Source organism: Fructilactobacillus florum DSM 22689 = JCM 16035 (assembly GCF_001436645.1).
Classification (GTDB): Bacteria; Bacillota; Bacilli; order Lactobacillales; family Lactobacillaceae; genus Fructilactobacillus; species Fructilactobacillus florum.
Genome location: NZ_AYZI01000003.1, coordinates 80,820 through 105,801 on the forward strand (window position 1 = coordinate 80,820; position 24,982 = coordinate 105,801).

Annotated in this window: 31 protein-coding genes, 1 tRNA gene and 1 other annotated feature; of the genes, 1 reads left to right on the forward strand and 31 read right to left on the reverse strand. The window is 42.8% G+C overall.

The window, feature by feature from the left end; translation table 11 throughout:
• Positions 1-3 precede the first annotated feature (3 nt).
• The 23 genes from rpe to miaA form a co-directional block, all read right to left on the reverse strand.
• Complete coding sequence (rpe, locus tag FC87_RS02240; RefSeq protein ID WP_056961487.1) at positions 4-663, reverse strand: ribulose-phosphate 3-epimerase; 660 nt, start codon at positions 661-663, stop codon at positions 4-6.
• Complete coding sequence (gene rsgA, locus FC87_RS02245; protein ID WP_056961489.1) at positions 660-1,571, reverse strand: ribosome small subunit-dependent GTPase A; 912 nt, start codon at positions 1,569-1,571, stop codon at positions 660-662. The genes rpe and rsgA overlap by 4 nt, the downstream gene beginning before the upstream one ends.
• Entirely contained in the window at positions 1,564-2,907 is a 1,344-nt protein-coding gene (gene rsmB / locus FC87_RS02250; RefSeq protein ID WP_082619198.1) for a 16S rRNA (cytosine(967)-C(5))-methyltransferase RsmB, read from the reverse strand. Before rsmB ends, rsgA begins: the two co-directional genes overlap by 8 nt.
• Positions 2,897-3,841, reverse strand: a complete 945-nt coding sequence (fmt, locus tag FC87_RS02255; RefSeq protein WP_056961493.1) for a methionyl-tRNA formyltransferase — start codon at positions 3,839-3,841, stop codon at positions 2,897-2,899. Before fmt ends, rsmB begins: the two co-directional genes overlap by 11 nt.
• Positions 3,842-3,849: 8 nt before the next feature.
• Positions 3,850-6,255, reverse strand: coding sequence for a primosomal protein N' (gene priA / locus FC87_RS02260; protein ID WP_054689808.1), 2,406 nt, complete (start codon positions 6,253-6,255; stop codon positions 3,850-3,852).
• A 14-nt stretch (positions 6,256-6,269) separates the two neighbouring features.
• Positions 6,270-7,478, reverse strand: coding sequence for a bifunctional phosphopantothenoylcysteine decarboxylase/phosphopantothenate--cysteine ligase CoaBC (coaBC, locus tag FC87_RS02265; protein WP_056961495.1), 1,209 nt, complete (start codon positions 7,476-7,478; stop codon positions 6,270-6,272).
• A 110-nt stretch (positions 7,479-7,588) separates the two neighbouring features.
• Positions 7,589-7,789, reverse strand: a complete 201-nt coding sequence (rpoZ, locus tag FC87_RS02270) for a DNA-directed RNA polymerase subunit omega (RefSeq protein WP_009166797.1) — start codon at positions 7,787-7,789, stop codon at positions 7,589-7,591.
• The gene (gene gmk / locus FC87_RS02275) at positions 7,789-8,406 is read right to left on the reverse strand and encodes a guanylate kinase (protein ID WP_009166796.1); all 618 of its coding nucleotides are present in this window, start codon (positions 8,404-8,406) and stop codon (positions 7,789-7,791) included. Before gmk ends, rpoZ begins: the two co-directional genes overlap by 1 nt.
• Positions 8,407-8,475: 69 nt before the next feature.
• Entirely contained in the window at positions 8,476-10,176 is a 1,701-nt protein-coding gene (gene recN, locus FC87_RS02280; RefSeq protein ID WP_009166795.1) for a DNA repair protein RecN, read from the reverse strand.
• A 21-nt stretch (positions 10,177-10,197) separates the two neighbouring features.
• Positions 10,198-11,022 carry a TlyA family RNA methyltransferase gene (locus tag FC87_RS02285; protein ID WP_009166794.1) on the reverse strand — a complete coding sequence of 275 codons (825 nt, stop codon included), beginning with the start codon at positions 11,020-11,022 and terminating at the stop codon, positions 10,198-10,200.
• A 10-nt stretch (positions 11,023-11,032) separates the two neighbouring features.
• Complete coding sequence (locus FC87_RS02290) at positions 11,033-11,890, reverse strand: polyprenyl synthetase family protein (RefSeq protein ID WP_009166793.1); 858 nt, start codon at positions 11,888-11,890, stop codon at positions 11,033-11,035.
• A complete protein-coding gene (locus tag FC87_RS02295) occupies positions 11,890-12,183 on the reverse strand; it encodes an exodeoxyribonuclease VII small subunit (RefSeq protein ID WP_009166792.1) in 294 nt (97 codons plus the stop codon). The genes FC87_RS02290 and FC87_RS02295 overlap by 1 nt, the downstream gene beginning before the upstream one ends.
• A 1-nt stretch (position 12,184) precedes the next feature.
• Entirely contained in the window at positions 12,185-13,531 is a 1,347-nt protein-coding gene (xseA, locus tag FC87_RS02300; protein ID WP_009166791.1) for an exodeoxyribonuclease VII large subunit, read from the reverse strand.
• A 1-nt stretch (position 13,532) separates the two neighbouring features.
• Positions 13,533-14,384 carry a bifunctional methylenetetrahydrofolate dehydrogenase/methenyltetrahydrofolate cyclohydrolase gene (locus tag FC87_RS02305; RefSeq protein WP_009166790.1) on the reverse strand — a complete coding sequence of 284 codons (852 nt, stop codon included), beginning with the start codon at positions 14,382-14,384 and terminating at the stop codon, positions 13,533-13,535.
• 90 nt (positions 14,385-14,474) lie between these two features.
• Positions 14,475-14,876 carry a transcription antitermination factor NusB gene (gene nusB / locus FC87_RS02310; protein ID WP_009166789.1) on the reverse strand — a complete coding sequence of 134 codons (402 nt, stop codon included), beginning with the start codon at positions 14,874-14,876 and terminating at the stop codon, positions 14,475-14,477.
• A complete protein-coding gene (locus tag FC87_RS02315; protein WP_009166788.1) occupies positions 14,866-15,303 on the reverse strand; it encodes an Asp23/Gls24 family envelope stress response protein in 438 nt (145 codons plus the stop codon). Before FC87_RS02315 ends, nusB begins: the two co-directional genes overlap by 11 nt.
• Before the next feature lie 36 nt (positions 15,304-15,339).
• The gene (gene efp, locus FC87_RS02320) at positions 15,340-15,906 is read right to left on the reverse strand and encodes an elongation factor P (RefSeq protein WP_009166787.1); all 567 of its coding nucleotides are present in this window, start codon (positions 15,904-15,906) and stop codon (positions 15,340-15,342) included.
• A 111-nt stretch (positions 15,907-16,017) separates the two neighbouring features.
• Positions 16,018-16,314, reverse strand: coding sequence for a 50S ribosomal protein L27 (rpmA, locus tag FC87_RS02325; RefSeq protein ID WP_009166786.1), 297 nt, complete (start codon positions 16,312-16,314; stop codon positions 16,018-16,020).
• A 19-nt stretch (positions 16,315-16,333) separates the two neighbouring features.
• Entirely contained in the window at positions 16,334-16,657 is a 324-nt protein-coding gene (locus FC87_RS02330; RefSeq protein ID WP_009166785.1) for a ribosomal-processing cysteine protease Prp, read from the reverse strand.
• Between the two features lie 5 nt (positions 16,658-16,662).
• Positions 16,663-16,971 (reverse strand): 50S ribosomal protein L21, encoded by a 309-nt coding sequence (rplU, locus tag FC87_RS02335; RefSeq protein WP_009166784.1) that lies wholly within the window; start codon positions 16,969-16,971, stop codon positions 16,663-16,665.
• Positions 16,972-16,993: 22 nt separating this feature from the next.
• Positions 16,994-17,066 (reverse strand) — a sequence feature (ribosomal protein L21 leader region).
• A gap of 94 nt (positions 17,067-17,160) precedes the next feature.
• Positions 17,161-17,234, reverse strand: a tRNA-Arg gene (locus tag FC87_RS02340).
• A 65-nt stretch (positions 17,235-17,299) separates the two neighbouring features.
• On the reverse strand, positions 17,300-17,821 hold the full coding sequence (locus tag FC87_RS02345) for a hypothetical protein (RefSeq protein WP_009166783.1): 522 nt from the start codon (positions 17,819-17,821) through the stop codon (positions 17,300-17,302).
• Position 17,822: 1 nt separating this feature from the next.
• Positions 17,823-18,740, reverse strand: a complete 918-nt coding sequence (miaA, locus tag FC87_RS02350) for a tRNA (adenosine(37)-N6)-dimethylallyltransferase MiaA (protein WP_009166782.1) — start codon at positions 18,738-18,740, stop codon at positions 17,823-17,825.
• Between the two features lie 88 nt (positions 18,741-18,828).
• Between miaA and FC87_RS06800 the strand changes: the two genes are divergently transcribed.
• Positions 18,829-19,005, forward strand: coding sequence for a DUF3042 family protein (locus tag FC87_RS06800; RefSeq protein ID WP_009166781.1), 177 nt, complete (start codon positions 18,829-18,831; stop codon positions 19,003-19,005).
• Positions 19,006-19,041: 36 nt separating this feature from the next.
• Here FC87_RS06800 and FC87_RS02355 read toward each other — a convergent pair whose 3' ends face one another.
• The 8 genes from FC87_RS02355 to greA form a co-directional block, all read right to left on the reverse strand.
• Positions 19,042-19,455, reverse strand: a complete 414-nt coding sequence (locus FC87_RS02355) for a rhodanese-like domain-containing protein (protein WP_009166780.1) — start codon at positions 19,453-19,455, stop codon at positions 19,042-19,044.
• Positions 19,456-19,475: 20 nt separating this feature from the next.
• The gene (locus FC87_RS02360) at positions 19,476-20,438 is read right to left on the reverse strand and encodes an ROK family glucokinase (RefSeq protein WP_009166779.1); all 963 of its coding nucleotides are present in this window, start codon (positions 20,436-20,438) and stop codon (positions 19,476-19,478) included.
• A gap of 16 nt (positions 20,439-20,454) precedes the next feature.
• Positions 20,455-20,661, reverse strand: coding sequence for a YqgQ family protein (locus tag FC87_RS02365; RefSeq protein WP_009166778.1), 207 nt, complete (start codon positions 20,659-20,661; stop codon positions 20,455-20,457).
• Positions 20,662-20,699: 38 nt separating this feature from the next.
• A complete protein-coding gene (locus tag FC87_RS02370; protein WP_009166777.1) occupies positions 20,700-21,368 on the reverse strand; it encodes a rhomboid family intramembrane serine protease in 669 nt (222 codons plus the stop codon).
• Positions 21,369-21,373: 5 nt separating this feature from the next.
• Complete coding sequence (locus FC87_RS02375; RefSeq protein ID WP_009166776.1) at positions 21,374-21,913, reverse strand: 5-formyltetrahydrofolate cyclo-ligase; 540 nt, start codon at positions 21,911-21,913, stop codon at positions 21,374-21,376.
• A gap of 46 nt (positions 21,914-21,959) precedes the next feature.
• Positions 21,960-22,109 carry a 50S ribosomal protein L33 gene (gene rpmG / locus FC87_RS06805; RefSeq protein WP_081579356.1) on the reverse strand — a complete coding sequence of 50 codons (150 nt, stop codon included), beginning with the start codon at positions 22,107-22,109 and terminating at the stop codon, positions 21,960-21,962.
• Between the two features lie 120 nt (positions 22,110-22,229).
• Positions 22,230-24,293 carry a peptidoglycan D,D-transpeptidase FtsI family protein gene (locus FC87_RS02380; RefSeq protein WP_056961497.1) on the reverse strand — a complete coding sequence of 688 codons (2,064 nt, stop codon included), beginning with the start codon at positions 24,291-24,293 and terminating at the stop codon, positions 22,230-22,232.
• Positions 24,294-24,441: 148 nt separating this feature from the next.
• On the reverse strand, positions 24,442-24,918 hold the full coding sequence (greA, locus tag FC87_RS02385; protein WP_009166774.1) for a transcription elongation factor GreA: 477 nt from the start codon (positions 24,916-24,918) through the stop codon (positions 24,442-24,444).
• Positions 24,919-24,982: the final 64 nt, after the last annotated feature.

Genomic DNA, 24,982 nt, shown 5'->3' on the forward strand with positions numbered 1-24,982 from the left:
AACCTAGTGGTTAGTGGCTGATTTAAGTGCGGCAATTTTGGCAGCTGGCTTACTGGCATTGAATACATATGAACCAGCAACAGCAACGTCAGCTCCTGCGTCATAAGCAGGCTGAACCGTCTGATCATTAATTCCACCATCAATCTCAATTTGATAATGGTAGGCATCATTTTCAACTCGCAAACGATCTAATTCGGCTATTTTGGTAACCATCTCTGGCAAAAATTTTTGTCCCCCAAAACCTGGATTAACCGTCATCACCAAGACTTGATCAACTAAATAGAGGACTGGTTCAATCATACTAACCGGCGTCCCAGGATTTAGTACAACTTCGGCTTTAATTCCAGCGGCTTTAATTAATTGGAGCGCCCGATGAATATGTGGCGTCGCTTCGACATGTACACCAATCAAGTCCGCTCCAGCTTTTGCAAAAGTTTCAACATAGCGTTCGGGATTTTCAATCATCAAATGACAATCGAGTTCCATGTTTGTAATTGGGCGGATTGCACTAACCCAATTGGGACCATATGAAATCGCTGGAACAAACACTCCATCCATCACGTCAATATGCAGTACTTCTGCTCCCGCTTGATCAACTGTTTCAATTGATTGCTGTAAATTAATATAATCAGCACTTAAAATTGATGGTGCTACTTTAATCATGACTGACTCCCTTTCTTCCTGCGATATACCGGTTTTTGTTGTTGCAACGTTTGGTATTCTTGTACGTAATTTTTATACCGACTCTGTAAAATTGTACCATTTTTAACCTCTGACTTAACAGCACATTGTGGCTCATTTATGTGCTGGCATTCTCGATATTTACATTGGGGCGCAACTCTTACAAACTCTGGAAAATAATTTTTTAGTACTTTGACAGAAATATTCAAAGTATCAAATGAAGAAAATCCGGGTGTGTCAGCGATTAAACCATGATTAATCTTCTGCAAAGAAACTTTTCTAGTCGTATGCTTCCCGCGTCCTAAAACTTGGGATATTTCACCAGTAGCTAAGCGTAGGTCGGGCTCCAATTGGTTTAGCAGCGTTGATTTCCCCGCTCCAGTCTGACCCAAAACAACGGTTTGTTTTTTGGTTAATCGCGCCCGCAGCTGCGCTAAAACATCGTCTACATCAGCTAAAAAAACTGGATAACCAATCAGCGTCTGGTACTGGTTAATTTTAGTGAGAAAGTGCGCCCGAGTTTCAGGAGCCACCAAATCAAGCTTTGAAAAATAGAGCAGTGGTGAAATATGTTCTTTTTCAAGTGCAACTAACTCTTTATCCAATAAAATATCGGAAAATTCTGGTTCAACAATGGAAGTCACGACAATTGCCTGATCAGTATTTGCAATTGGAGGACGAACTAATTCATTTCTACGAGGAAGTATCGATCGAATATAGCCGTCTTTTTCACCATTTGAACTAAACTCAACCAGATCCCCAACGAGTGGTTTCACGTCACGCTTGCGAAAATTACCACGGGCTCTAGTTCGATATAACTTATCCCCTACCAAAACATCATAAAAACCACTTAATGATTGCTGAATTTTACCAGTTTTAACTTCATTCATGAGTTTTCCTTCTTAATCGCGCCACAAAAAATCCATCTGAACCAAAGTCATCCGGATAAATGCTCAGCGCGGCTTGGTCACGATCCGGTAGCAAATTAAAAGTCGTAGGCACCCGTTCCTCATAGAAATTTGGATGTTGCTCTAGAAACTGAGCAATAATTTCCTGATTTTCTTGTTTAAAAATTGTACAGGTGCTATAGATTAGAATGCCGCCAGGTTGTAAAAACTGACTAGCATTCGCTAAAATTTGTTGTTGCACTTGCGCTAACTTTGTAACATCGGCAGGGTGCTTTGCATATCTTATTTCTGGTTTACGGCGTAATAAACCTAATCCAGAACAAGGTGCGTCAACCAAAATCCTTTGAAAGGTTTTGTCGCCTAATAACGAGGACAACTGGCGTGCGTCAGCAGTAGCAACCTCGATCTGATTATCCACTCCAAGTCGATTGGCATTTTGTTTGATTTTTTGTAATTTTTTAGCATGCAGGTCCAAGGCCAGCACCCGTCCCGTTGTTAGCGATTCAGCAATCTGGGTCGTTTTCCCACCCGGAGCGGCACAGGTATCTAAAACATTATCATCCGTTCTAACGGCAAGTGCTTGTACCGGTAACATCGCACTCTCATCTTGAATTGTATACGCTCCGCTGCTAAATAAATCGGTCTTAACTGCTGCTTGGTTACTAACCACTAGGGCATGATCAGCGACTCGACTCGGTGCTACCTGAAAGCCCCTCTTCTCAAGCTCAGTTGTAACTTGCTCCATGGAACTAACTTTAGAATTAACGCGGATACTTTGTCGCGCCGGCTGATTGATAACTGCTAAAATACGCTTCGTTTTAGTTATCCCCACTTCTGCCACTAGCCGTTTAATAATCCACTCAGGAACACTGGCCGTTATCGACAGATACGTAACTGAGTCCTGCGTAGCTTTGATTGGCGGCACCCCGGTCCGCTGAACGTGATGTAAAACACCTGTAACTAGGCGACGAATCCCATCATGGCCACGTTGTTTTGCAATTTTAATCGACTCGTCGAAGATCGCTCGATTCGGAACTTTATCCAGGTACGTCATCTGATACAGGGCGGTTGCCAACAACTCCCGAACCCAGGTTGGAAGTTCGCTCGGACGCGCAACAAGTTGATTAATGTAATAATCTAGTGTTAGCTGGTGTTGTAAAACGCCATACACAATTCTCGTATATAGTCGAACATCTTTGTCACTAAGCTCTGATTCTTTAATAACATGGTCAACCTGAACGTTTGAATAGGCTCCTTGAACCACTCGTTCCAGGGTCGTGACCGCTAAGAAACGAGGATTTTTTTGATTATTTATCAAGCAATTCTCCTCCCGACACCAACTCCTGATGACCATTAAGATAAGCACTAATATCTTGTTGTGGTTTCCCAGCTGGTTGTACTGTTTTCAAACTCAAAATGGTTCCTTGCCCCGCAGCTACACAAAGCGCATGCTTACTACGACTGACAATTGTTCCTGGTGTTGCCGTGGTTTTTTCTTGCAACGGGACTGCCTGCCAGATCTTCAACCGTTGTCCCTTTACGAGCAGATAAGCTCCTGGATGTGGTCGTAAAGCCCGAATTTTTCGATCTACCACCATCGCTGGTTGCGTCAAATCAAGTTGTTCATCTTCTCGTTTTAACGTCGGAGCTAGAACTACTTGACTTTCATCTTGAGCAACTGGAGTAATCGTCTGATTAATTACTTTGGGAAGCGTCGCTAGTAACAAATCGCACCCGACCTGACTTAGTTTCTGAAACAAAGTCCCCGTATCATCATTTTGTGTAATCGGGATACTAGCTTGAGCTAGCATCTCACCAGCATCCATTGCTTTCACCATGTACATAATCGTAATCCCCGTCTCAGCATCACCATTAAGTAACGCATATTGAACCGGGGCTCCCCCACGGTATTTTGGCAACAGAGAGCCGTGGACATTGATGGCTCCGATACGAGCAGCTTGAAGTAATTTTTCTGGTAAAAACTGCCCATAGGCTGCCGTGATAATAAAATCTGGCTGCCAAGCAATTATCTGATTCATTGCGGAACTTTGCGTTAACTTTTCTGGTTGTAAAACCGGCAACCCAAGCTTTTCTGCTGCCTGTTTAACTGGAGAAGCAGCTAGTTGTCTTTTTCTTCCAACGGGTCGATCTGGTTGCGTTACTACCCCCAAGATCTGATACTGGTCGGCCAGCGCCTGTAAAATTGGAACACTAAAGCTTGGGGTTCCCATAAAAACAATTCGTTTCGCCATGTTACCTCCTACATAAAACTAATTGGATCCGGATCAATTGCAATCTGAACACCAGTACGACTAATTTGTTGCGCATGTTGCTGGATGTGTTCCAAACTAGCATGCAACTTGGGATCCTGTTTGTATTTAATAATTAACTGATAGTAATACCGCTTGTTAATTCGAGCAATTGGACGAGGGGTCGGTCCTAGTAAGATAGTGGTTTTAGCAAGCTGTGCTTGCAATTCTTCTTGGAGTTGAAATGCTAATTGAGCAGCTTCCCGAGCCTGAGGTGCGTTAACTGTCAATTTAACTGTGAAGTAATAGGGCGGATAACCAGACAAATGTCGTAATCGCATTTCGTGACGAAAAAAACTCTCATAGTCATGTTGTTGTGCATACCGAATCGCATAGTGATCTGGATTATAGGTTTGAATAATAACTTGTCCCGGTTTTTCGGCTCGTCCAGCTCGTCCAGCGACCTGGGTCAGCAACTCAAACGTCCGCTCACTCGCTCGAAAATCAGGTAACTCTAATCCTGTATCAGCATTTAAAACTCCCACTAACGTCACGTTGGGAAAATCCAATCCCTTAGCAATCATCTGCGTGCCTAATAAAATGTCTGTTTGCTGCTGACCAAATTTTCGGAGGATTTCCGCCAAGGAACCCTTCTTTTTAGTCGTATCGACATCCATCCGGGCAATTCGTGCTTGAGGGACAAGTGTTGCTAACTGCTGAACTGCTTTTTCAGTCCCGGTTCCAAAATAGCGAATCTGGTGACTATGGCAGTTCGGACAAGTCTTAGGAATCTGAGTTTCATATCCACAGTAATGACACTTCATGGTTTTAGTGTCTAAGTGCATGGTTAGCGAAATATCGCAGTTGGGACATTGCAAAACATACCCACAATCCCGACACAGCATGAAAGACGAAAATCCCCGTCGATTCAATAACAACACAATTTGCTCGTGGCTGGCAAGCTTTTCTTTAATGGCTGTTAGCAACGGTTCTGAAAACAACTCAGTTGGAGCTGCTGCTTGTTTCGTCATATCAACAACCTGAGTCTGTGGTAATTTTTGTTGATTAATTCTAGTTGGCAACCGTAATAATTGGTAGCGCCCCTTTTCAGCGCGTGCTCGTGATTCTAACGACGGGGTTGCACTACCTAAAACTACGGGACAATGATGATACCGTGCCCGCCAAAAAGCTACCGAGCGAGTTTGGTAGCGAGGATTATCTTCTTGTTTATAGCTAGCATCATGTTCTTCATCTAAAATAATAATCCCTAGTCGTTGTAAGGGGGCAAAAACAGCGGAACGGGCTCCCACAACTACCTGTGCTGCTCCATTACGGATCCTTCGCCATTCATCGTACTTTTCACCATTAGCTAATCCGCTATGAATAATTGCGACCTGCGTCCCAAACCGCTGTTTGACGCGCCGCACCATCTGTGGTGTTAATGCAATCTCTGGAACTAGCATCAAGGCCTGTTTCCCTAACTCCAGCGCTCGTTGGATGGTCTGCAAATATACTTCTGTTTTTCCAGAACCAGTTACCCCTTCTAGTAAAAACGGACGACTTACTTCAGCTGTAATCGCTGCTTGAATTGCGGTCACTGCTCGTTGCTGATCACTCGTCAACTTTTTAGCCGCATCTCGGACGTATTGCTGAAGTTCAGGAGCCCGACGCTGCTCAACCATCATTTTTTTTAACCAGCCCCGTTTAACAAAGCTTTGCACCGCACTCCGAGATAATCCAGCTGTTTGTAACAAGGTTTGCTGCACAAACCTTGTTTGTTGATGTTGTTTCAAGTAAGCTAACAGCTTTTGCTGTTCCGTAGCGTTAGCTCGCAACTGCGATGCTACTGTTGTAAAATCAGTAATTTGGTTTTCCAAAACCGTAATGAGTTTGGCACGGGCCTGGTTATGAACCTGATACTTAATCGTAAGTGCACCTTGTTGTCGTAATTTTTGAATTTTTCTCCGTTCTGCTGGCGAAAAATCCACTTTAGTTAGTTCGACTGGAACTTGCAGTGGTAATTTCGACCGCAGTTTTTCATCAGTTAACACCTGATTAGCTGTTGCAATGGTCTGATATTTGGCTTTCATTACATTGGGGAGCATCGTTAAAAGGCAGCTAATTTGAAATGAAAAGGTCGTTTTTGCCATCCAGTTAGCTAGTTTTAATAATTCTGGCGTCAACACCGGTTCTTCGTCTAAGTAGCCACTGACCATTTTTAAAGCAGGTTGAGCCGTGCTGGTCACTTCAACCTTGATAATAAACCCCTCTACCAGCCGGTCTCCCTTTCCAAAGGGTACTACCACCCGCATTCCTGGGGCTGCATGGTCACACAAATCAGCTGGCAACAAGTATGAATATGGCGTATTAGTTTGTAGGGTTGGAACATCTACAATCACCTCAGCAACCTTCATCAGCAACCTCCTTGTGATTAATCGTCAAATAATTTAACGGCGACTTCTAGTAATTTTTGGGCTACTTGCAATTTTGACTCAATCGGGGTCGTTACTTCTAGACCAGCCGCTGTCAGGATCGTGACCTGGTTTTTATCACTATCAAAACCGATCTCTGGATTTGATACGTCATTTATAGCAATCAAATCTAAATGTTTTTGTTGTAATTCACGCCGACCGGCAGCAATCACATCGTCGGTTTCAGCTGCAAATCCGCAAACCAATTGATCAGGTCGTTTTTTGCGTGCTACTTGTTCTAAAATATCCGGTGTGTGAACTAGCGTTACTGCTAATTGATCATGCTGCCGTCGTTTAATTTTCTTTGTGGCTGGTTGCAGAGGTTTAAAGTCGCTAACTGCTGCCGCCATCACCAATAAATTAGCGGTTGCAAAATGTTGCTGCACCGCTGTAGCTAATTGCTCCGTCGTCGTTACAGGAACCACCTTAACTCCTGCGGGGGCAGCTAACTGCGTATTCGCGGCAATCAGCGTCACCTGCGCCCCACGTTCACGTGCCGCAGCGGCTACTGCAAATCCCATCTTTCCAGAGGATCGGTTTGAAATAAACCGAATTGGATCTAAGGGCTCCCGAGTTGCTCCAGCTGTAACTACTAAGTTTAATTTTTTCCAATCGGTTAGTTGCTTCGTTTCGACAAGTTTGGCTGCGATTGCAGTCATGATTGCCTTTTGATCACTCATGCGACCTGGCGCGGCATAGCCCTCTGCCAACATCCCTGTTACGGGGCCAACCATATCAACCTGCTGATTTTTCAATGTTGCTACATTGGATTGGGTCGCTGCATTCTGCCACATCACATCATTCATCGCTGGTACCATGAGTTTTAACCCGGTCGTTGCTAACCACGTCGTCAGTGCAAAATTATCAGCAATCCCATGCGCTGCTTTAGCGATAAAATCAGCGGAAGCAGGTACTACTACCGCTAAATCAGCCCATTGGGCTAACTCAACATGTTCAATCCCTGAAGTAGCCCGAAAGTAGTCATCATCGTCATAGACAGCGGCCGGCGCCACTGCTTGAAATAGTTCTTTGGTAACAAAGCGTTCTGCAAAGGGGGTCAGCACTACCCGCACCGTTGCTCCTGCTGCTTGCAAACGGCGTAGTAAACTAATTGCTTTGTAACTGGCGACACTGCCAGTAACGTATAACACAATTTTTTTTCCGTGCATTCACATTTCCCCCTCTTAACCTGCTTAATTATAACGTATCAATCTGCATAATATTAAAAAAGGCCATTACACAGTCAAAAGCTGCGTACTGACCATCAATTTCTTAAATGTTAACGCAAGTTAGCCTCAATTTTGAGTACTCCTGCTGCAATTTCTTCTAAAGCTTTGCCGACTGATTTACTGTTTTTGTACTGAGCCAGCAATGGAGCTGCTCCCTGATCTAACTCTTCTGCTCGCTTACTAGCCAACATCACTAGGGAGTAACGGGAATCAACAATTTTTAATAATTCATCAATCGATGGATATAGCATTAAATCTCATCTCCTAAACTAGTTAAATAATCAGGCATAACCCGATTAACTTTTAAACGTTCACTTTTAACGATGTTTTTAATTTCTGCAACTGCATTACTAATTTTATCATTAACAACCGCATAATCATAATTTTGCATCATTCGGATTTCCTTTGAAGCAGTTTGAATCCGCTTATTAATAACCGTCAGGTCATCGGTTCCCCGGTGCAGCAATCGACTCCGCAATTCCTTAATATCTGGAGGAGTTAAAAAGATATAGACTCCGTCAGGACAGTTTGCTCGGACCTGTAAAGCCCCATTGACTTCAATTTCCAAGAAAACATCATGCCCCGCATCTAACTGCTGGTTCACATATTTTAATGGGGTGCCATAGTAATTGTCAACGTACTTCGCATACTCTAACATTTCCCCATTTTTAATGTGCTCTTCAAACGCTTGCTTACTAACAAAATAATAATCGACTCCATTTTGTTCTCCAGAACGAGGCGTTCTAGTGGTCATGGAGATTGAATAATTAAAATCAACCTGTGGATCTTCAAATAAAGCCTTACGAACGGTTCCCTTTCCCACGCCCGATGGACCAGAAAGTACGATCAACATCCCTCGTTTTGCCAATAGCTTGCTCCTTTATTTTTGCTAATTAATGCTTATTATCCCGCTTTTTAAAAACGGCTGCAACTCAAATTAAAGTGCTTTTTTGGCTTGATCAGCTAAATTTAGTAATTCTTGGGCGTGCTCGAGGGTAAGCTTGGTAACCGTTGTTCCCGCCAACATCCGAGCCAACTCCTGCACCCGCTCTTGACCCGTCAATCCCTGAATCGTTGTTTCTGTGCGATTATGGTGATCAACGTGCTTAGCAATGTAATATTGATGATCCGCCATCGCTGCCACTTGAGGTAAATGGGTGATACAGAGAGCCTGTGATTGCTGGCTAATGCGGTGAATTTTATCCGCAATCGCTTGAGCAACTCGCCCAGAAACCCCCGTATCAACTTCATCAAAAATAATTGAAGTCACACCCTGAATTTTAGAGAAAATGGTTTTTAAAGCCAGCATGATACGAGATAGCTCGCCCCCGGATGCAATCTTATTTAGAGGTAACTTTGCTTCACCAGGATTAGTCCGTAAATAAAATTCAATTTGGTCCGCACCTCGCTCATTTAATTGTCCTTGAGCAAGCGAGTGTTGTACCACCGAGAATTCTGTTTTTTCCATATACAGATCCCTTAATTGATGGTGCACAGCTGCTTCTAATTGCCGTGCTCCTTGGGCCCGCAACTTAGTCAATTGCTGTGCTTGGTTAACTAAATCCTGGCGTTTTTTTGCTACCAACTGCTCGAGATCTTGATCAGAACTCGCACTAGATTGCATATCAGCCAACTCACCAGTTATTTTAGTGTGATAATCCAAAATCTGTTGAACGGAGTCCCCATATTTATGTTTCAATTCAAAAATAATGTTTAGACGGGCTTCAACCACATTTAGACGTTCCGGATCGTATTCTAGAGAATCTAACTGATTCGAAAGCTCGCTCTCCGCATCTTGTAACATATAATAGGCTCCCTGAATATTTTCAGAAATCTTTTTGAAAGCTGGATCCAGCGTTTCAATGTTACTAACGGCACTAACAGCATTTCCAATCATATCTAACGGAGCAAAATTATCATCGCCTTCCAAATCAGCGAGCCCTTGGCTAAGATTTTCGTTGATTGTTTGAAAGTTAGTCAACCGCTCTCGTTCAGCTAGTAACTCGGTTTCCTCGTGTTCATGTAAATCTGCCTGTTCAATTTCGTGGGCTTGATATTTGAGCATGTCTAAGCGCTGAGCCCACTCTTTTTCATTCGCCTGCTTGTGCTGCTGCTGGCGTCGTAACTTAAGATACTGCTGGTATTGTTGCTGGTACTTTGTTAACAGTGGCTTCAGCTGTGAGCCTAGATATTCATCTAACAAAGGCAAGTGCTGTTCGCTGTGCATCAAGGCTTGGTGTTCATTTTGTCCATAAATATCAACTAAAGTTTCCCCAACCTGTTTTAACGTATTGGTATTAACCAGCATCCCATTAATACGACAAATATTGCGACCATTTCGATATAATTCCCGCTGTAAAATCACACTGTCATCATCGTGATTGATCCCAAACTGATCAAGTTTTTGTGCAGTTAAGCCCGCTGAATCAACCTGAAAAAGTCCCTGTAGGATGGCTTTGTTGGCTCCGGTTCGAATAAAATGTTGTGATCCACGACCACCGGCTAAGAGTCCCACCGCATCGATGATAATGGATTTTCCGGCTCCCGTTTCCCCCGTTAAAACCGTCATCCCAGTGCTGAAATCAACGTGTAATTTTTCGATAATTGCGAAATCAGTAATTGAAATTTCCTGTAACAAATCATCACCCCCTCAAAAAGATTAGCCAACTGTTCGAAGCGTCTGATAAGCCCGTTGTTGCACCGCTTTAATTGTATGCTGGCTACGATTTTCTGGTTGTGAACTTGATTGTAGATGTAATAAAAATTCAATATTCCCATGACCACCTGTAACTGGTGAGAAATCTAAATCCAAAACTGTAAAGCCAGCAGCCACTGCCAGTTCCATCACATGTTCCAACACGGCTTGATGTGTCGCCGGATCTTTTACAATTCCGCGTTTTCCAACCTTACTTTTCCCAGCCTCAAACTGTGGCTTAACTAGGGCGACCACTTCACCATGAGGTTGCAAAATCTGCTTAAGGGGTGGAAAAATTAACTCTAGTGAAATAAAGGAGACATCGATTGAGGCAAAACTAGGCACCCCTTCCGTAAAATCAGCCCGCTTGCTATAACGAAAATTAGTGTTCTCCATAACAATCACACGAGGATCCGTCCGCAGTTTCCAGACCAACTGATTAGTTCCAACATCAAGTGCATAGCTTTTAATCGCTCCTTGTTGGAGCATGACATCCGTAAAGCCGCCCGTTGAAGATCCGATATCCAAAACCACCTGATTCTTAACCGAAAGTGGAAAAACCTGAAAAGCCTTAGCTAGTTTCAGACCACCGCGACTAACATAGGGCAGTGCCGTTCCCTTCAAATGTAAAGAAATGTCTCTGGAAATCTTAACGCCGGGCTTATCCAAGCGTTCTTCATTTTTTCCCAACACCTCGCCGGCCATGATTGCCCGTTTAGCTTGTTCCCTGCTAGGAAACAACCCTTGCTGGACGGCCAGCAGATCAACTCGTTCTTTTTCATTTGCCATTAATTTTTACCTATATTTTAAAGTATGAGAAGAATGCTTGCAGTAATTCTGGGTGAGGACAATCCTTAAGCGATGCTAAGGCCGTCTGTCCAGCAGTGATGGCTTGTTTTAGGCTTGCAACGGCTTGGCTACTTCCCAACCGATTCATGTAAGTATTTTTACCGGCATCTTCGTCACCGTTTTCACTATCTTTAATATCATCATAAATCTGAAAAGCCAGACCAAATTGCTCAGCGAAAATTGCTAGGGCCTGGTGCTCAGTTTTACTAACCCCAACTAGGAGCGCACCCGCTATCACACAATAATGAAACAACTCTCCCGTTTTTTGTCGATCCAGTTGCGCCAGTTCATCCGCATTTAGTGGCTGAGTTGCTGTCACATCGGTTACCTGTCCCGCTACCATTCCGAGCGGCCCAGCTGCAAGAGCTAGCTGACGCACCAAGGCAATGGCCACCTTTGGTTTCAATGATAGTGATGCTAACCAACCAAACGACAGGGTTAAAAGACCGTCGCCCGCCAAAACAGCAGTTGCTTGGTCAAATTGCTTATGGTTGGCAAGTCGACCACGTCGCATATCACTATCGTCCATTTCAGGCAGATCATCATGAATTAGCGAATAGGTGTGTAATAATTCAACGGCACTTGCCGCCTGCACGACCTCCTCGGTAATTGGATGCTGATAAGCTGCGATAACTGCCAACGTTAATAGCGGACGTAGCCGTTTCCCGCCGGCAAAAACAGAATAGCGCATCGCAGCTTCCAGCCGTTGATTAGCAGCGTTATTAGTTAGTTCGGCTTGCAAAGCCTGTTCAATTTTTGGCCGATATGTTTGTTCAAACTGGTGTAGATTTGTTCCTGAAGTTGTCATTAGAACGGATCCGCCTCATCATCGGTCTGGTCATCGTGACCGTTGCTATTATCGGCTGCCTGGTCATATCCCCGATCACGCTTAAAGGGAACTTCTTCACCAGAACTTGTTTCCATTTTTGCCAAAGTTTGTTTCGCATTGGTTAGGGTTTTTTCAAGTTTATTACTTAACTCAACGCCCTTTTGATATTCCGTCAATGCTTTTTCCAGCGGAATATCACCAGTTTGCAATTCTTCAACGATCTTTTCCAAATTTTGCATGTTTGCTTCAAATGAAGCTTCTTCTGCTACCATACTAATCCACCTTTTTTGAATTAATTTCCTTTACAACTGCCGAAACAGTTCCATCACTAAAGTTAATTTGCAAAGGAGCTCCGGGCTCTAACTGCTTCACTGATTTAACCAATCGTTGTTGTTGATCACGAACCAGACTATAGCCACGTTGCATCACTTTAAGCGGACTCAGGTGATGCAGTGCTCGTTGCTGGTTATTTAATCTCACCTCAGAGCGTTCTACCTGTCGAATAATTCCTTGAGTGAGATTCTGCTGTAAATTATCTAGGTGCTCGGCTTGCATCTGACACGCCGGTTCGGGGGAAACCGACCTTAGGTTATTTACTAACTGATTTAACGAATCCACTCGTTTGGAAAAATCAGTTTGAAAACTTTGTGATAGCTTTTCCAACAACAAATCCCGTTGCTGAACATACCCTTCATACAACCGCTCGGGATGCTGTAGCACATAAGATTTTTTAACTTGTTCCAACCGTTGCTGGTGGAGTTGCACTACACTATTAATCAAATTATCAAGCTGTTGTCGCTTGGTTCTAATTTGGGCTAACACATCCAACAAGACTGGTGAAGCCAATACTCCTGCCTGAGTTGGGGTTGAAGCGCGCACATCCGCAACTAAATCAGCAATTGTATTATCCGTTTGGTGCCCAACAGAAGAAATCACTGGAACCCGGCTTGCAAAAATTGCTTGGGCTACCACTTCCTCATTGAAAGGCCATAAATCTTCGATCGAGCCCCCACCCCGACCAATAATCAACGTATCAAAAGTACCAGCTTGATTCACCCGTTCAATTTGTTTAGCGATAGTTGCTGCGGCCTGATCTCCTTGCACAGCTGCTGGAAATAACACCACTTGAATCAACGGATCACGCTTGCGAACGGCATCGATAATATCACGAATCACGGCCCCACTTTCTGAGGTAACCACCGCAATGCGTTTTGGATAAGCTGGTAATGGTTGCTTATGAGATTGTGCAAATAATCCCGCTTGCTCTAACTTGCGCTTTAATTGTACATAGGCTGCATAAAGATTTCCAACCCCATCTGGTTCCATGGAGTCTAGATAAATTTGGTACTGACCACTTCGTTCAAAGGTCGATACTCGTCCAGTGACTAAAACCTTCATGCCTTCTTCGGGTTGAAATTTTATTTTGCTAAAAGCGCCTTTCCACATGACCGCACTAATGACTGCCTGACTATCTTTCAAACTAAAGTATTGATGCCCAGGGCGTTTTCGCCAATTAGAGATTTCTCCAATTAGGTAAACCCGATGGAGATATGGATCCTGTTCAAACTTTTGTTTAATGTATTGATTTAAAGCACTCACCGTTAGATACTCGTGTGCCATCCTATTCCTCCCACTCACACATTGCGACGGTCTGTTGCATCAACATTGCAATCGTCATGGGTCCAACGCCACCGGGAACCGGCGTTAAAAATCCCACTTGTGACAGTTCATCATCATAAGCAACATCACCAATCAAATGCTGATCTTGATCTAAGTTTTGACCCACATCAACGACACAAGCTCCCTGCTTAAAGTCTGCAGTTGTTACGGTGCCTGAGTGACCGGTGGCTACAATTACGACATCAGCATTCTTAGTGTAAGTGCGTAGGTTAATCGTTTGTTGGTGAAGAATTGAAACGCTCGCATTGGCATTCAGTAAAAGCGCTAGCAATGGTTTGCCAACGATTGCACTTCGACCAATCACCACCACTTGTTTTCCCGCCAATGGAATTCGGTAATGATTTAGCAAGGTCATAATCCCTAAGGGGGTACAAGCGACTGGATAGTTTCCCGGTAGATTTAAAAATAACTTTCCAACGTTAACTGGATGAAAACCATCAACATCCTTACGAGGAGCAATGGTCGCAATTATTCGGTCAAATCGCAACTCACCTGGCAGCGGTGCCTGCACCAAAATAGCATTAATCTTCTGATTTTCATTTAATTGGTTAATTTGCTTAATTATTGCAGCTTCAGTTGTGGTCGCAGAAAACCGATATAATTCCGAATGGATTCCCAGCCGTTGCGCCTGACGTTCTTTCATACGAACGTATCGTTCACTGGCAGGATTTTCACCAACGATCAAAACAGCTAATCCAGGGGTCCGTCCTTGTTGTGCTAGGTGTTCCACCCGTTGCTTGGTTGCTTGATTAATCAATTGGGCTACTACCCGTCCATCTATCCTTTCCACCATTCAATTCCACCCTCCTTTTCTAATATTTTTAGTTTAGCATACTATCAAATTACGCGGATAGGAGAACAAAAAAAGAACCTTAGAAAGGTTCTATTTAATGCTACGATCCAAGACGGCATTAACAAAGTTTACCGTTTGCTCATCACTATATTTTTTGGCAAGCTCAAGCGCCTCATTAATGGCCACCTTAGGGGGTAAATCAGTTACAAATTTAATTTCAAACAAAGCCAGCTCTAAGATGACAAGAGCTGGACGACTAATCCGATCTAACTGCCAGCCACTAGCTAGATATTCCTGCAATTGCTGACGTAACTCTGGCTGATGTTCATGGACCCCCTTAACTAATTCCTGAAAATACGGGGGCACGATCGCTTGGTTATCATCAGCTGCCAACTGTTGATAAAACTCCTGTGCATCAAGTTCCGGGTTGCTCTCCTGAGCAAATAAGGTTTGAAAAGCTCGCTCACGAATCTGATGACGATTAATTTTCACGGTCACCACCATCAATTGTAAATAATTGATCCAGATCCACTTTCGGTGTTTTCTCTGGAACAATTCCTTCTACATGTACGTTGACAGTCGCCACCTGCAAATCAGTCATAAACAAGAGCTGTTGGCGAACTTGATCTTGGATTTTTAATGCAATCTTTGGAACCGAAACGCCATAATCCAAGTAAACGAAAACATCAACATTTAAATTCTGGTCTTCGTCAAACCGCAATGTAATTCCTTGACTACGTTCTTTTCGACCAAAAATCCCCTTCACACTAGCAGAAAAGGTCCCTTGCATCCGATTAACTCCCTCAACATGGTTAGCCGCAATGCCAGCAATCACTTCAATAACCTGAGGTGCTACCTCGATCTGACCGAGGTCATTTTCTTTCGTTGTTAACTTCATAAATTGTTCATCTGCTGCCATGATTGTAACCTCCCATCTGAATCTTGAGGAATCTGCTTATTTGCCCCGAGAAATATACGTTCCATCAGTTGAATTAATCACTAACTTGTCACCCTGGTTAACAAAAAATGGTACTTGCAAAGTGAGACCGGTCGTCATTGTGGCTGGCTTCGAGCCACCAGAAGCCGTATCACCCTTAATTCCAGGCTCCGTTTCAGCAACCTCCAGAGTGACGGTCTTTGGAACATCAATTCCAATAGTTTCACCCTCATATTGCATGATCTGAACTTCCATGTTGGGTTGCAAGTATTTCATTGCTCCCTCAGCTGCCTCACGTGGAATTGTAATTTGATCGTAAGTCTCCACGTTCATAAATACTAATCCATTTCCATCATCATACAAATACTGCATTGTACTTGTATCAATTTCGGCTTTGTCGACTTTAGCACCTGAACGGAAGGTTTTTTCTTGAACGGCACCGGTTCGCAAGTTCTTAAGCTTAGTTCTAACAAAGGCGCCCCCCTTGCCGGGTTTTACATGTTGAAAATCAATAATTTTCCAAATCGCATTTTCAAAACCAATGGTAAGTCCTGTCTTAAATTTTGCAGTTGAAATCGTAGCCATCGTCAAGCCTCCTAAATTATTTATATCATAGCAAGTTACCCGGTAAAAAGGCAAGCCTGCCACTGACAAGTAAAAAGGACCTACTAGCCAGCAGGTCCAATTTAAACTTATTTACTTAGTAGCAGTTTCAGCTTCTGGATAAACAGAAACCTGCCGTTTGTCTCTACCCATACGTTCGAAACGAACAATGCCGTCCACTAATGCGAATAAAGTATCATCTGAACCGCGTTTTACATTTTTACCGGGGTAAATATGCGTCCCGCGTTGCCGATAAATAATCGAACCAGTCGTTACCGCAGATCCGTCAGCTGCCTTAGTTCCTAGTCGCCGACCAGCAGAATCACGTCCGTTGGATGAGGAACCACCAGTTTTATGGTGAGAGAAGAATTGTAGATCCATTTTTAACATTAGGAATACACCTCCATATTTATGATTGTAATGTAACATAGTCTTGATATTCATTAGCAATTTCAGCTAAACCAAGTTGTAAATTCTGTAATAGAATCTGACCTCGCTGATTCTTTTGTTCAACCGCTGATAATTGAACGGCCAGATAACCACCTTGGGTTTCATTTTGGTCAATTTGTGGATGCAATCCAGCAATTTGACTCAAACTGTTAGCCGTAGTAATCGTTAGCGCTGAAACGGCTGCACAAACAATATCTTGCCCGTAAGCAGCGGCATCAGCATGACCAGTAATCACAAAGCCACTCAAACCGTACTTGGTTTTTTTAATCTGGGCTTTAATCATGCCGGTTAGGCGTTAATCTTTTCAATCTTAAGTTTAGTATATGGTTGCCGATGTCCTTTTTTGGACTGAGCTCCCTTTTTAGGTTTGTAGCGGAAAATCGTAATCTTTTTGTCTTTGCCCTGTTTTTCAACAGTAGCCTCAACCGTAGCTCCGGAAACAACTGGAGTTCCTACTTGGGCATGATCACCACCAACAAACACGACTTGATCAAACACAACCTGATCACCAGCTTGTGCCTCTAATTTTTCAACAAAAATCGAATCGCCTTCGGCAACTTTATACTGTTTACCACCTGTAACAATAATTGCGTACATACAAATGCACCTCCTTGGAATAAAATCTGCTTAGACTCGCCAGAAATAAGTGTCACTTGGAACTTAAAACTCATCCTGAGCGGTTGTAGCTGTGGAAGTCCACAAGTACAACGTCTCATAGTATAACAAACAACTGACACATCGTCAAAATAAAAAGAACTTGGTAACAAGTTCTTTTTATTTTGACGATGTCGCAGGAGCGATTCGAACGCTCGACCCACGGTTTAGAAGACCGTTGCTCTATCCAACTGGGCTACTGCGACAAATTAAAAATTAACAAACTTGATTATATTAATTTCTACGCTAGAAGTCAATAATTTATGTGAGGTTATTCCCCTTCATGATTTACCATCTGTGCCGTTTTTTCAGTTACCTGTGCTAATAATTCAGCAACCAAGGCCTCTGGTTGATACCCATCATCAACTAAGCCCCATTTCAAAAACAATTGCCAAGCATGCTGAAAGCAATCTTGATCGTGCTGATAGTAGGCTTTTAACAACATATTTTTGATTGCTAAATATAAAGTAATCTGTTTGGGATTATCATCAACTGGAAGTTGCTGGATCTTAGCAAGCCCGGTTGACGACAGCTGTATTTGTTGGTTCCAGTGCAACAACGTTGCTAACAACACAAAAGTTTTCAGTGCTTCCAGGTACGCCTGCTTGGCAGTGCGTCCAGAATTTGTGCTACCACCCCCTAGACGCTTCGTCTTGGCAAAATCGGCCAAGTTAAGATCTAAATCAAAAAGTGCCGCTGCAAGATGTTGTCCCGTGCCCCAAGCTCGTTGTTGTTTTGTATCAACCGTGCGATAGTAATTGATAATAGCGGTCTGTAATTTTTCAAACTCCACGTCAAAAACTCCAATCTGTAATCAAAGATTCAATTTTTGCTAATTGTTCCGGTTGTTCATAAAGTTGAAACCAGTGAACATTCATTTTATTACGGTACCAAGTCAGTTGACGTTTAGCATAGTGCCTCGTATCTTTTTTAATCTGCTCTACCGTTGCTGGTAAAGATTGTTGCCGCTTAAAATATGCTTCAAATTCATGATACCCAATTCCGTGACTAGCAGGTAGGCTACTGCCCCCTTGTTCCTGAAGCCACTGATTTTCTGCTAAGAGTCCCTGCTGCATCATCACCTCGACTCGCTGATTAATTCGTTGATACAATTTCGACCGATCACCAGTTAGACCAACTAAACCTGCATCGTAAGCAGATCCATGATTTACCTGTTCACTCGGACGTTTGTGGGTGGTATTCCAAATTTCTAAAGCACGAAAAAGCCGACGTTGGTTGGTTGGTGCGATTTTTTGCGCTGTCAGCGGATCAATTTGATAAAGTTCATCCCATAGCGACTGTAGTCCTTGGGTTTGACTCCGTTCTAACAGCTGTTGCTGGACACGGCGATCAGTGCTCTGCTCGCCACCAAATGCTAACCCATCCAAAAGGGCTTGCAAATAATAACCTGTCCCGCCAGCGATAATTGGTAACCGGTGACGTTCATGGATCTCGGTAATGAGTCGACGCGCCGCCGTTACAAATTGTGTAACGGAATATTGCTGATCAACGTTAATGATATCAATAAGATGATGAGGGACTCCTTGCCGTTTCGAAGGGGGGATTTTAGCAGTTCCTACATCAAGATGGCGATATACCTGCATCGAATCTCCCGAAATAATTTCGCCCTGATATTTTTGTGCTAAATGAACTGCGAGATCGCTTTTTCCGACTGCAGTTGGTCCTACTATGGCTAGGACTTTAATTGTCATTAAACATCACTCCTGCCTGAAATTTTGAACTGGATATCTGCTTAAAACTATTGCATAATAGATGATGAATCCAGAAGGGGGAATTATCATGAATAAATTTGGTAAAGGTTTTGCTGCCGGTGTAGCAACTGTAGTTGGTTTAACAGCTGGAGCATTATTTTCTTTTAAAAAACGAGTTGTCAAACCAATTGAAGAACAATCCCAAAAAGAAGAAGAAAATCGAAAAAAAGTTCAGCGAAAAGCCGGTTCTTCTCACTTAGGTTAAGATTAATAAAAAAGAACTCTTCAGAGTTCTTTTTTATTAATCTTTTTTAATCTTGCCATCCCACCGTTGATAGCCTTCGTTCAAAATACTGATCTGTTGGTACCCCTGCTTATGCAATAACTTGGCAGCTCGGATGCTCAATGTCTTTGTTTGGTCATACAAAAAAACAGGTAAGTCTGGACGCAATTCGTGATAGACTGTCCGAAAACTAGCATAAGGAATGTTTCGTGCACCAAGGATATGACCTGCCGCAAAGCTCTTGGATTCTCGCAAATCAATTACTTGGGCTGTACGAATCCCCTTTTGAAAGTCTGCTTCCGACAAAAAGTTAACATACCGCTGTAACAAAAACTTTTGTAAATAACGATACCCAGACCAGCCTGCCATAATAATCACAATAACTACTAAGGTGGTGGTCAATGATGATAAGAAACCGGCTGCAATAATCAAATTAATCACTCCATTTATTTTTAACGGAATTGAAGTGCCATGGAAGCGGCTCCAATTACCCCAGCATCATTCCCTAATTCAGCTAACCGTAACTTAGTTGAATTTCTAATTGATGGGAAAGCATTGTCTTGAAAGTATTTAGTAGTCGGTTGTAATAAGGTATTCCCAGCACTAGAAACTCCCCCACCAATAATGATACTAGCTGGATTCAAGGTGTTTCCGATTGAAGAAAGTGCTAGACCAAGGTAAAAACAAACCCGATCGACAACCTGATTAGCTAAAATATCACCATTATCGGCTAAATAAAAGACTAGTTTAGAAGTAATCTTTTCATCGGTCTGCTCCAACTCAGCTAATCGTGACGTTCCATGAAAGGACTGCGCCATATCAGCAGCTAACCGAACCACGCCCGTTGCCGAGGCATACGTTTCCAAACAACCTCGTTTGCCACAAGTACATTGATATCCATCAGGTTGAACTGCAATATGTCCAACTTCTCCGGCTCCACCATTAACACCGTGCAACAGTTTACCGTTGGCAATGACGCCGCCCCCGACACCCGTTCCTAGGGTCACAAAGACCACATCTTCTTCGGCACTACCGGCACCCTTCCAATATTCACCTAATGCAGCCACATTAGCGTCATTATCAACTGCAAACGGCAAACCTAATTCATCTTGAATTTCTTGGCGGATTGGTTGGGATGTCCGCCAATTAAGGTTGAACGCCTCAGAAACCGAGCCGTTATTCCGATCAACTGCTCCAGGAGTTCCCATACCGATACCGATAAAGTCATCTGGTGTTCGACCAGCGTCTTCGATATGCTTTCGAATCGAAGCAATTACATTCGGCATAATATGACTTCCTTCGTCACTAATGTCCGTTAAAATCCGCCATTTATCTAAAACTTCGCCATTCTCATCGAGAAACGCCATCTTAGTCGTGGTCCCGCCTAGATCGATTCCGATTAGTTTCTTGGACATGTTAAAAGCCTCCAGTTTATTCGTTAGTTTTTTGGACCTCAATTCGATGTTCATGGTTTAAAACTAGTTTAGCTTGCATAAAGTCTTGATCGGTAATCACCCGCGCTTCGTGCAGATGATCAAGTTCCAATGCCATCACTTCAATGTCCCAAATTCGTTTTCCTACATAAACATAAATTCCAAATTTTTTTAAAAGTTGTTGCACATCATACAACGTTTTCATAAAAATTACATCCCAAATCTTGGACATACCCTTTTATTTCAAGCCATTCCAATGTAGCACAAGACTATTATACCAATAAATAAAACGTTTGCATAAAAAAATCTAGTTTTTTTAGCTAGTTTAACTAGGGAGGGAACCCCCACGACAAATGCTAAACAAAATCCTGTCAATAAACCACCTAGATGCCCCCAAATGTCAATTTGCGGAACAAAGAAATCGGTCAGTAGATTAAGCCCAACAAATACGGCAAACGTAATTCCGGTTTCAGTAATCAAAAGGTTACCTCGCACTACTAGTGAAAGCATTAAAAAAACACCAAGTAACCCAAAAATAGCGGTACTGCTTCCTGCTGAAATCACATTTCCAGCAGCAAAACTAAACAAATTACCACCAATTCCACTTCCTAAAAACAACACAAGATAGCGAAAATGACCCACCGTTTTTTCAAGTAGATTGCCAACATAGAACAAAGTCAAACAATTAAGTAAGAGATGTTGAAGTCCAATGTGCAAAAAAATGGGGGTTACCAACCGCCACCACTGTCCAGCTTGAATCAGTGGGTTTGACTGAGCACCATATCGTAATAAAACCGCAGCACTGTCAGAACCACCGCTAAGTGTGAGCAGGCCAAACATAACAAACATGATTAAGATCAAAGTAATATTTATGTATGGCTGTTGCTGCCAGTCCGAAAACAAATCATGCATCGTCGTCACTCCTCACTGGTGAAAATTTGGTGCACCGGGATGTCAAATCGATTGGAACGCCATTCTTGCGTTGGAAAGACCTGAAAGGGACGGGCCAAGGCGATGGTGTTTTGCCGATAATCCCGCAAGTACCTATCAAAATAACCGCCACCATAACCAATTCGCTGCCCCGTTGCCAAACAAAAAGCAATCCCTGGAACCACCATCAAATCAATTTGTGACTTAGAAACCACGGTTCCACCAACTGGTTCTAAAACTCCAAATTTTGTTCGCTGCAATCCTGTTTGCGATGATAAGACCACAAACTCCATTTGCCGCTGAGGTCCAGTCTTAGGAATCACCATCCGTTTCCCCGATCCTTGGCCAGCTGTAATTAGTGGCTGAGTCGGGATTTCAACCCCAAAACTCAGTGTTATTCCAATTGTTTGTGCCCGTTGCCATTGTGGTGAATCCAATACCTTTTGCAGCAAGTTCCGTTGCCCCTGTGCTGAAAAAGGATTCTCATGCAATCGAGCTAGTACCTGGGTGCGAATTACTGTTTTCATAAGCTTTCCTTCTAACAAAAAAGCTCTCGGTCTAAGAGCCGAAAGCTTATTTTGTTTCTCGATGCAATGTTACTTTTCGCTCACGAGGACAATATTTTTCTAATTCTAAACGATCGGGATTGTTACGACGATTTTTAGAAGTTAAGTAATTGCGTTCGTGGCATTCAGTACACTCCATTGTGATGTGAATCCGCATGTTAATTACCTCCAAATCCTTTTAAAAATTTCAGTTAATAATAACACGTTTTAGTATAGCACGACCTCCATTTAATTACCACTGCCGATCTTCATTAATGTTAAGCAATTTTGCTTGACACTATTTACCAGGAGCATTTTGAACATCACTCCAGTAAGCTTTGTAAATATCTTTTGCCAAGTTAGTGTTGTTGCTCTCTGCGTCAATAGGCAAATTTGGCATGGCAATTGCAATCACAACCTGCGGATTAGTTGATGGTGAATAAGATGCTAGGCTTAAAGTAACCGTTTGTTGCCCATTATAGAAAGTTTGTGCTGTTCCCGTCTTTGCAGAAACTTCTGGAGAAATATCTGACAATGCGCCCCCCGTTTTATACTTATTATTTCCATGAACAACCTGATAAAAACCACGAGTAATCACGTTGCTCTCCGCGGGCGTCATCGGTACTTGATTGAGCGTTTGGGGCATAATCGTATTCTTAACGGCACCCAATTCCCCATTTTTAGGATTCGTAGCTCGCACATTTTGGACAATATGTGGCTTCATTCGATAACCACCATTTGCAATGGTTGACATGTACTGCGCTAGCTGCAACGTGGTATATCCATCGTAATTCCCAAATGATTCATCAAGCGCCTTCCCGATATTCGCAAACCCACCGGGTCCCTCAATTCCAGCTGATTCGCCTGGTAAGTCAATTCCAGTTTTGACGCCTAGTCCAAATTGATTGAAGAAACCACGCTGAATATTAAAACTATCAGGACTCATGTTCAATGGGGCTCCTGGAACATAGTTAAATTTAGCTTCTTTCATCGCTAGCTGCATCATGTACGAGTTGGAAGAAACTTCCAATGCTGTCGAAGCATCCACTGGCATGTTGGCATTCCCATTTTTATTAAACCACGATGTTTTAATCGTTCCACCATTTTTAATGGGCATATCCGTTAGCGTGCTACTAGTTGGGGTAATAACATTTGAACGTAGCGCACCGTACACGGTTGCCCCCTTCACAACTGAACCCATCGTAATCGCCGTGTTGATATTTCCAATATCATTTTCAGTAACTTTATTAGTTTTTGGATCCCGATCAACTCCGGCCATTCCGATGATACCGCCTGTATGGGGATTCATAGCAACCGCATAAGTTCCTGTTGCGTTGCCACCAGCTTGTGCCCCCTTGACCAATTTTTGTAAATCTGATTGAAATTTAGCATTAATGGTCAGTTGCAGGTTGTCTCCCGGGTTGCCTTTATATTTTTGAACTTGTTTAATGATTTGGTTATTACTATTGAGTTTGATGTCTGTTTGCGACTTGGACCCTCGCAACACCGGTTCATAGCTCTCTTCCAAATTACTATTCCCAACCGATTCATTTTGTGAGTATCCTTGCGCTAATAACTGATTAACTCGGTTATCTGGTAACCCCGTTTTATTCGAGGTTACCGTTCCAGTGATCGTTTTAATCCCATCACCATCAGGATATTCTCGCATCCAATTGGTACCTACTTGAACCCCGGGCATCTCTGAACTATGTTCCCCAACTTCTGCAACTTCCTGGTTAGAAACCCGATCATACTTAATGTAAGTAGTCGAAAGACGGTAAGCCCCACTCATAGAATTGAAAATTGCAGCTTTATTTTTTAGATCAGCCGTAAAGGGAACTACATCTCCGGTTTTGACCAATTTGACCGCCGCTGCTTGTTGCTGATCTGGATCCAACTGAGCATAATTTTTAATCCGATTTTTTAATTTTTCCTGATTTTTTGGATTTGCAACGTAATACTGCGCTATTTGCTTCTTAGTCAAGCGATCGGTTGGCACCTTAATTATGTTCCCAAGGCGAGTTGCAGTTTGATACATGTCTACTGTCTTCACCTTAGGGCCCTTTGTGTAGGTAATCGCCCGTTCTGGCTTATTTCCCACCAACAATTTCCCAGTGGCATCATAAATCTGCCCACGGGGCACGTTCCCATAAGTCGTCGAGTTATTGGTTTGATTAACCGTCGATTTAAAATAATTTCCCTGAATTAGCTGCAAATCTGCTAGCTTCCAAATCAAGACCGCAAATAAGACGCCCACTAATATAAAAATTAAGTTTAGTCGGAATGGAATCTTGCTACTTGCCAGCTCTGGTTGATTCGCCCGTGTTCTTTTTTTAAAAAACCTGCCAAAAAAATTCCCCACAATGTTCCCCTTCGCATCGTCAGCTGCTTACTTAGCCATTAATTATCTCTTATTATTGCATTCTCGGCGTTGTCCCGCAATGATTGCTTGTCACTAATTCTCCACACAAAAAGCTCGCTACCAAGACGGTCAACGAGCTTTAAAAAGTTTACTTAACGGAGACAATTTTTACGTGCATAACTCCATCAGGAATCTCAATGTCGACTGTTTCTCCTAATTTTCGACCCAACAACCCCTTGGCAATTGGCGAATCATTTGAAACTTTCCCCGCTAGTGGATCCGCCTCAGCCGCTCCGACGATTTGGTAAGTTTCAACTTCCCCGTCAGGAATTTCCTGAAATTGGATGGTTTTCCCAACCCCAACTTCATCTTGATCAGTTTGTTCATCGTCAACGACTTCTGCAAACTGTAACATATGTTCCACAGTATTAATCCTGCTCTCTAGTAAAGCCTGTTCATTTTTTGCTGACTTGTATTCAGAATTTTCTGATAAGTCACCATAACTTCGCGCAATTTTAATTTGTTCAATGACGTGCGGACGCTGGGTGGTCTTTAAATCTTCTAATTCGGCTTCCAGCTTGATCTTACCTTCTTTAGTCATTGGATAAACTTGATCTTCAGCCATTTTTCCACCTCAATTGTTTTATTCAGTTTAGAATTTATCACGAAAACCGGCAGCTGGCAAACAA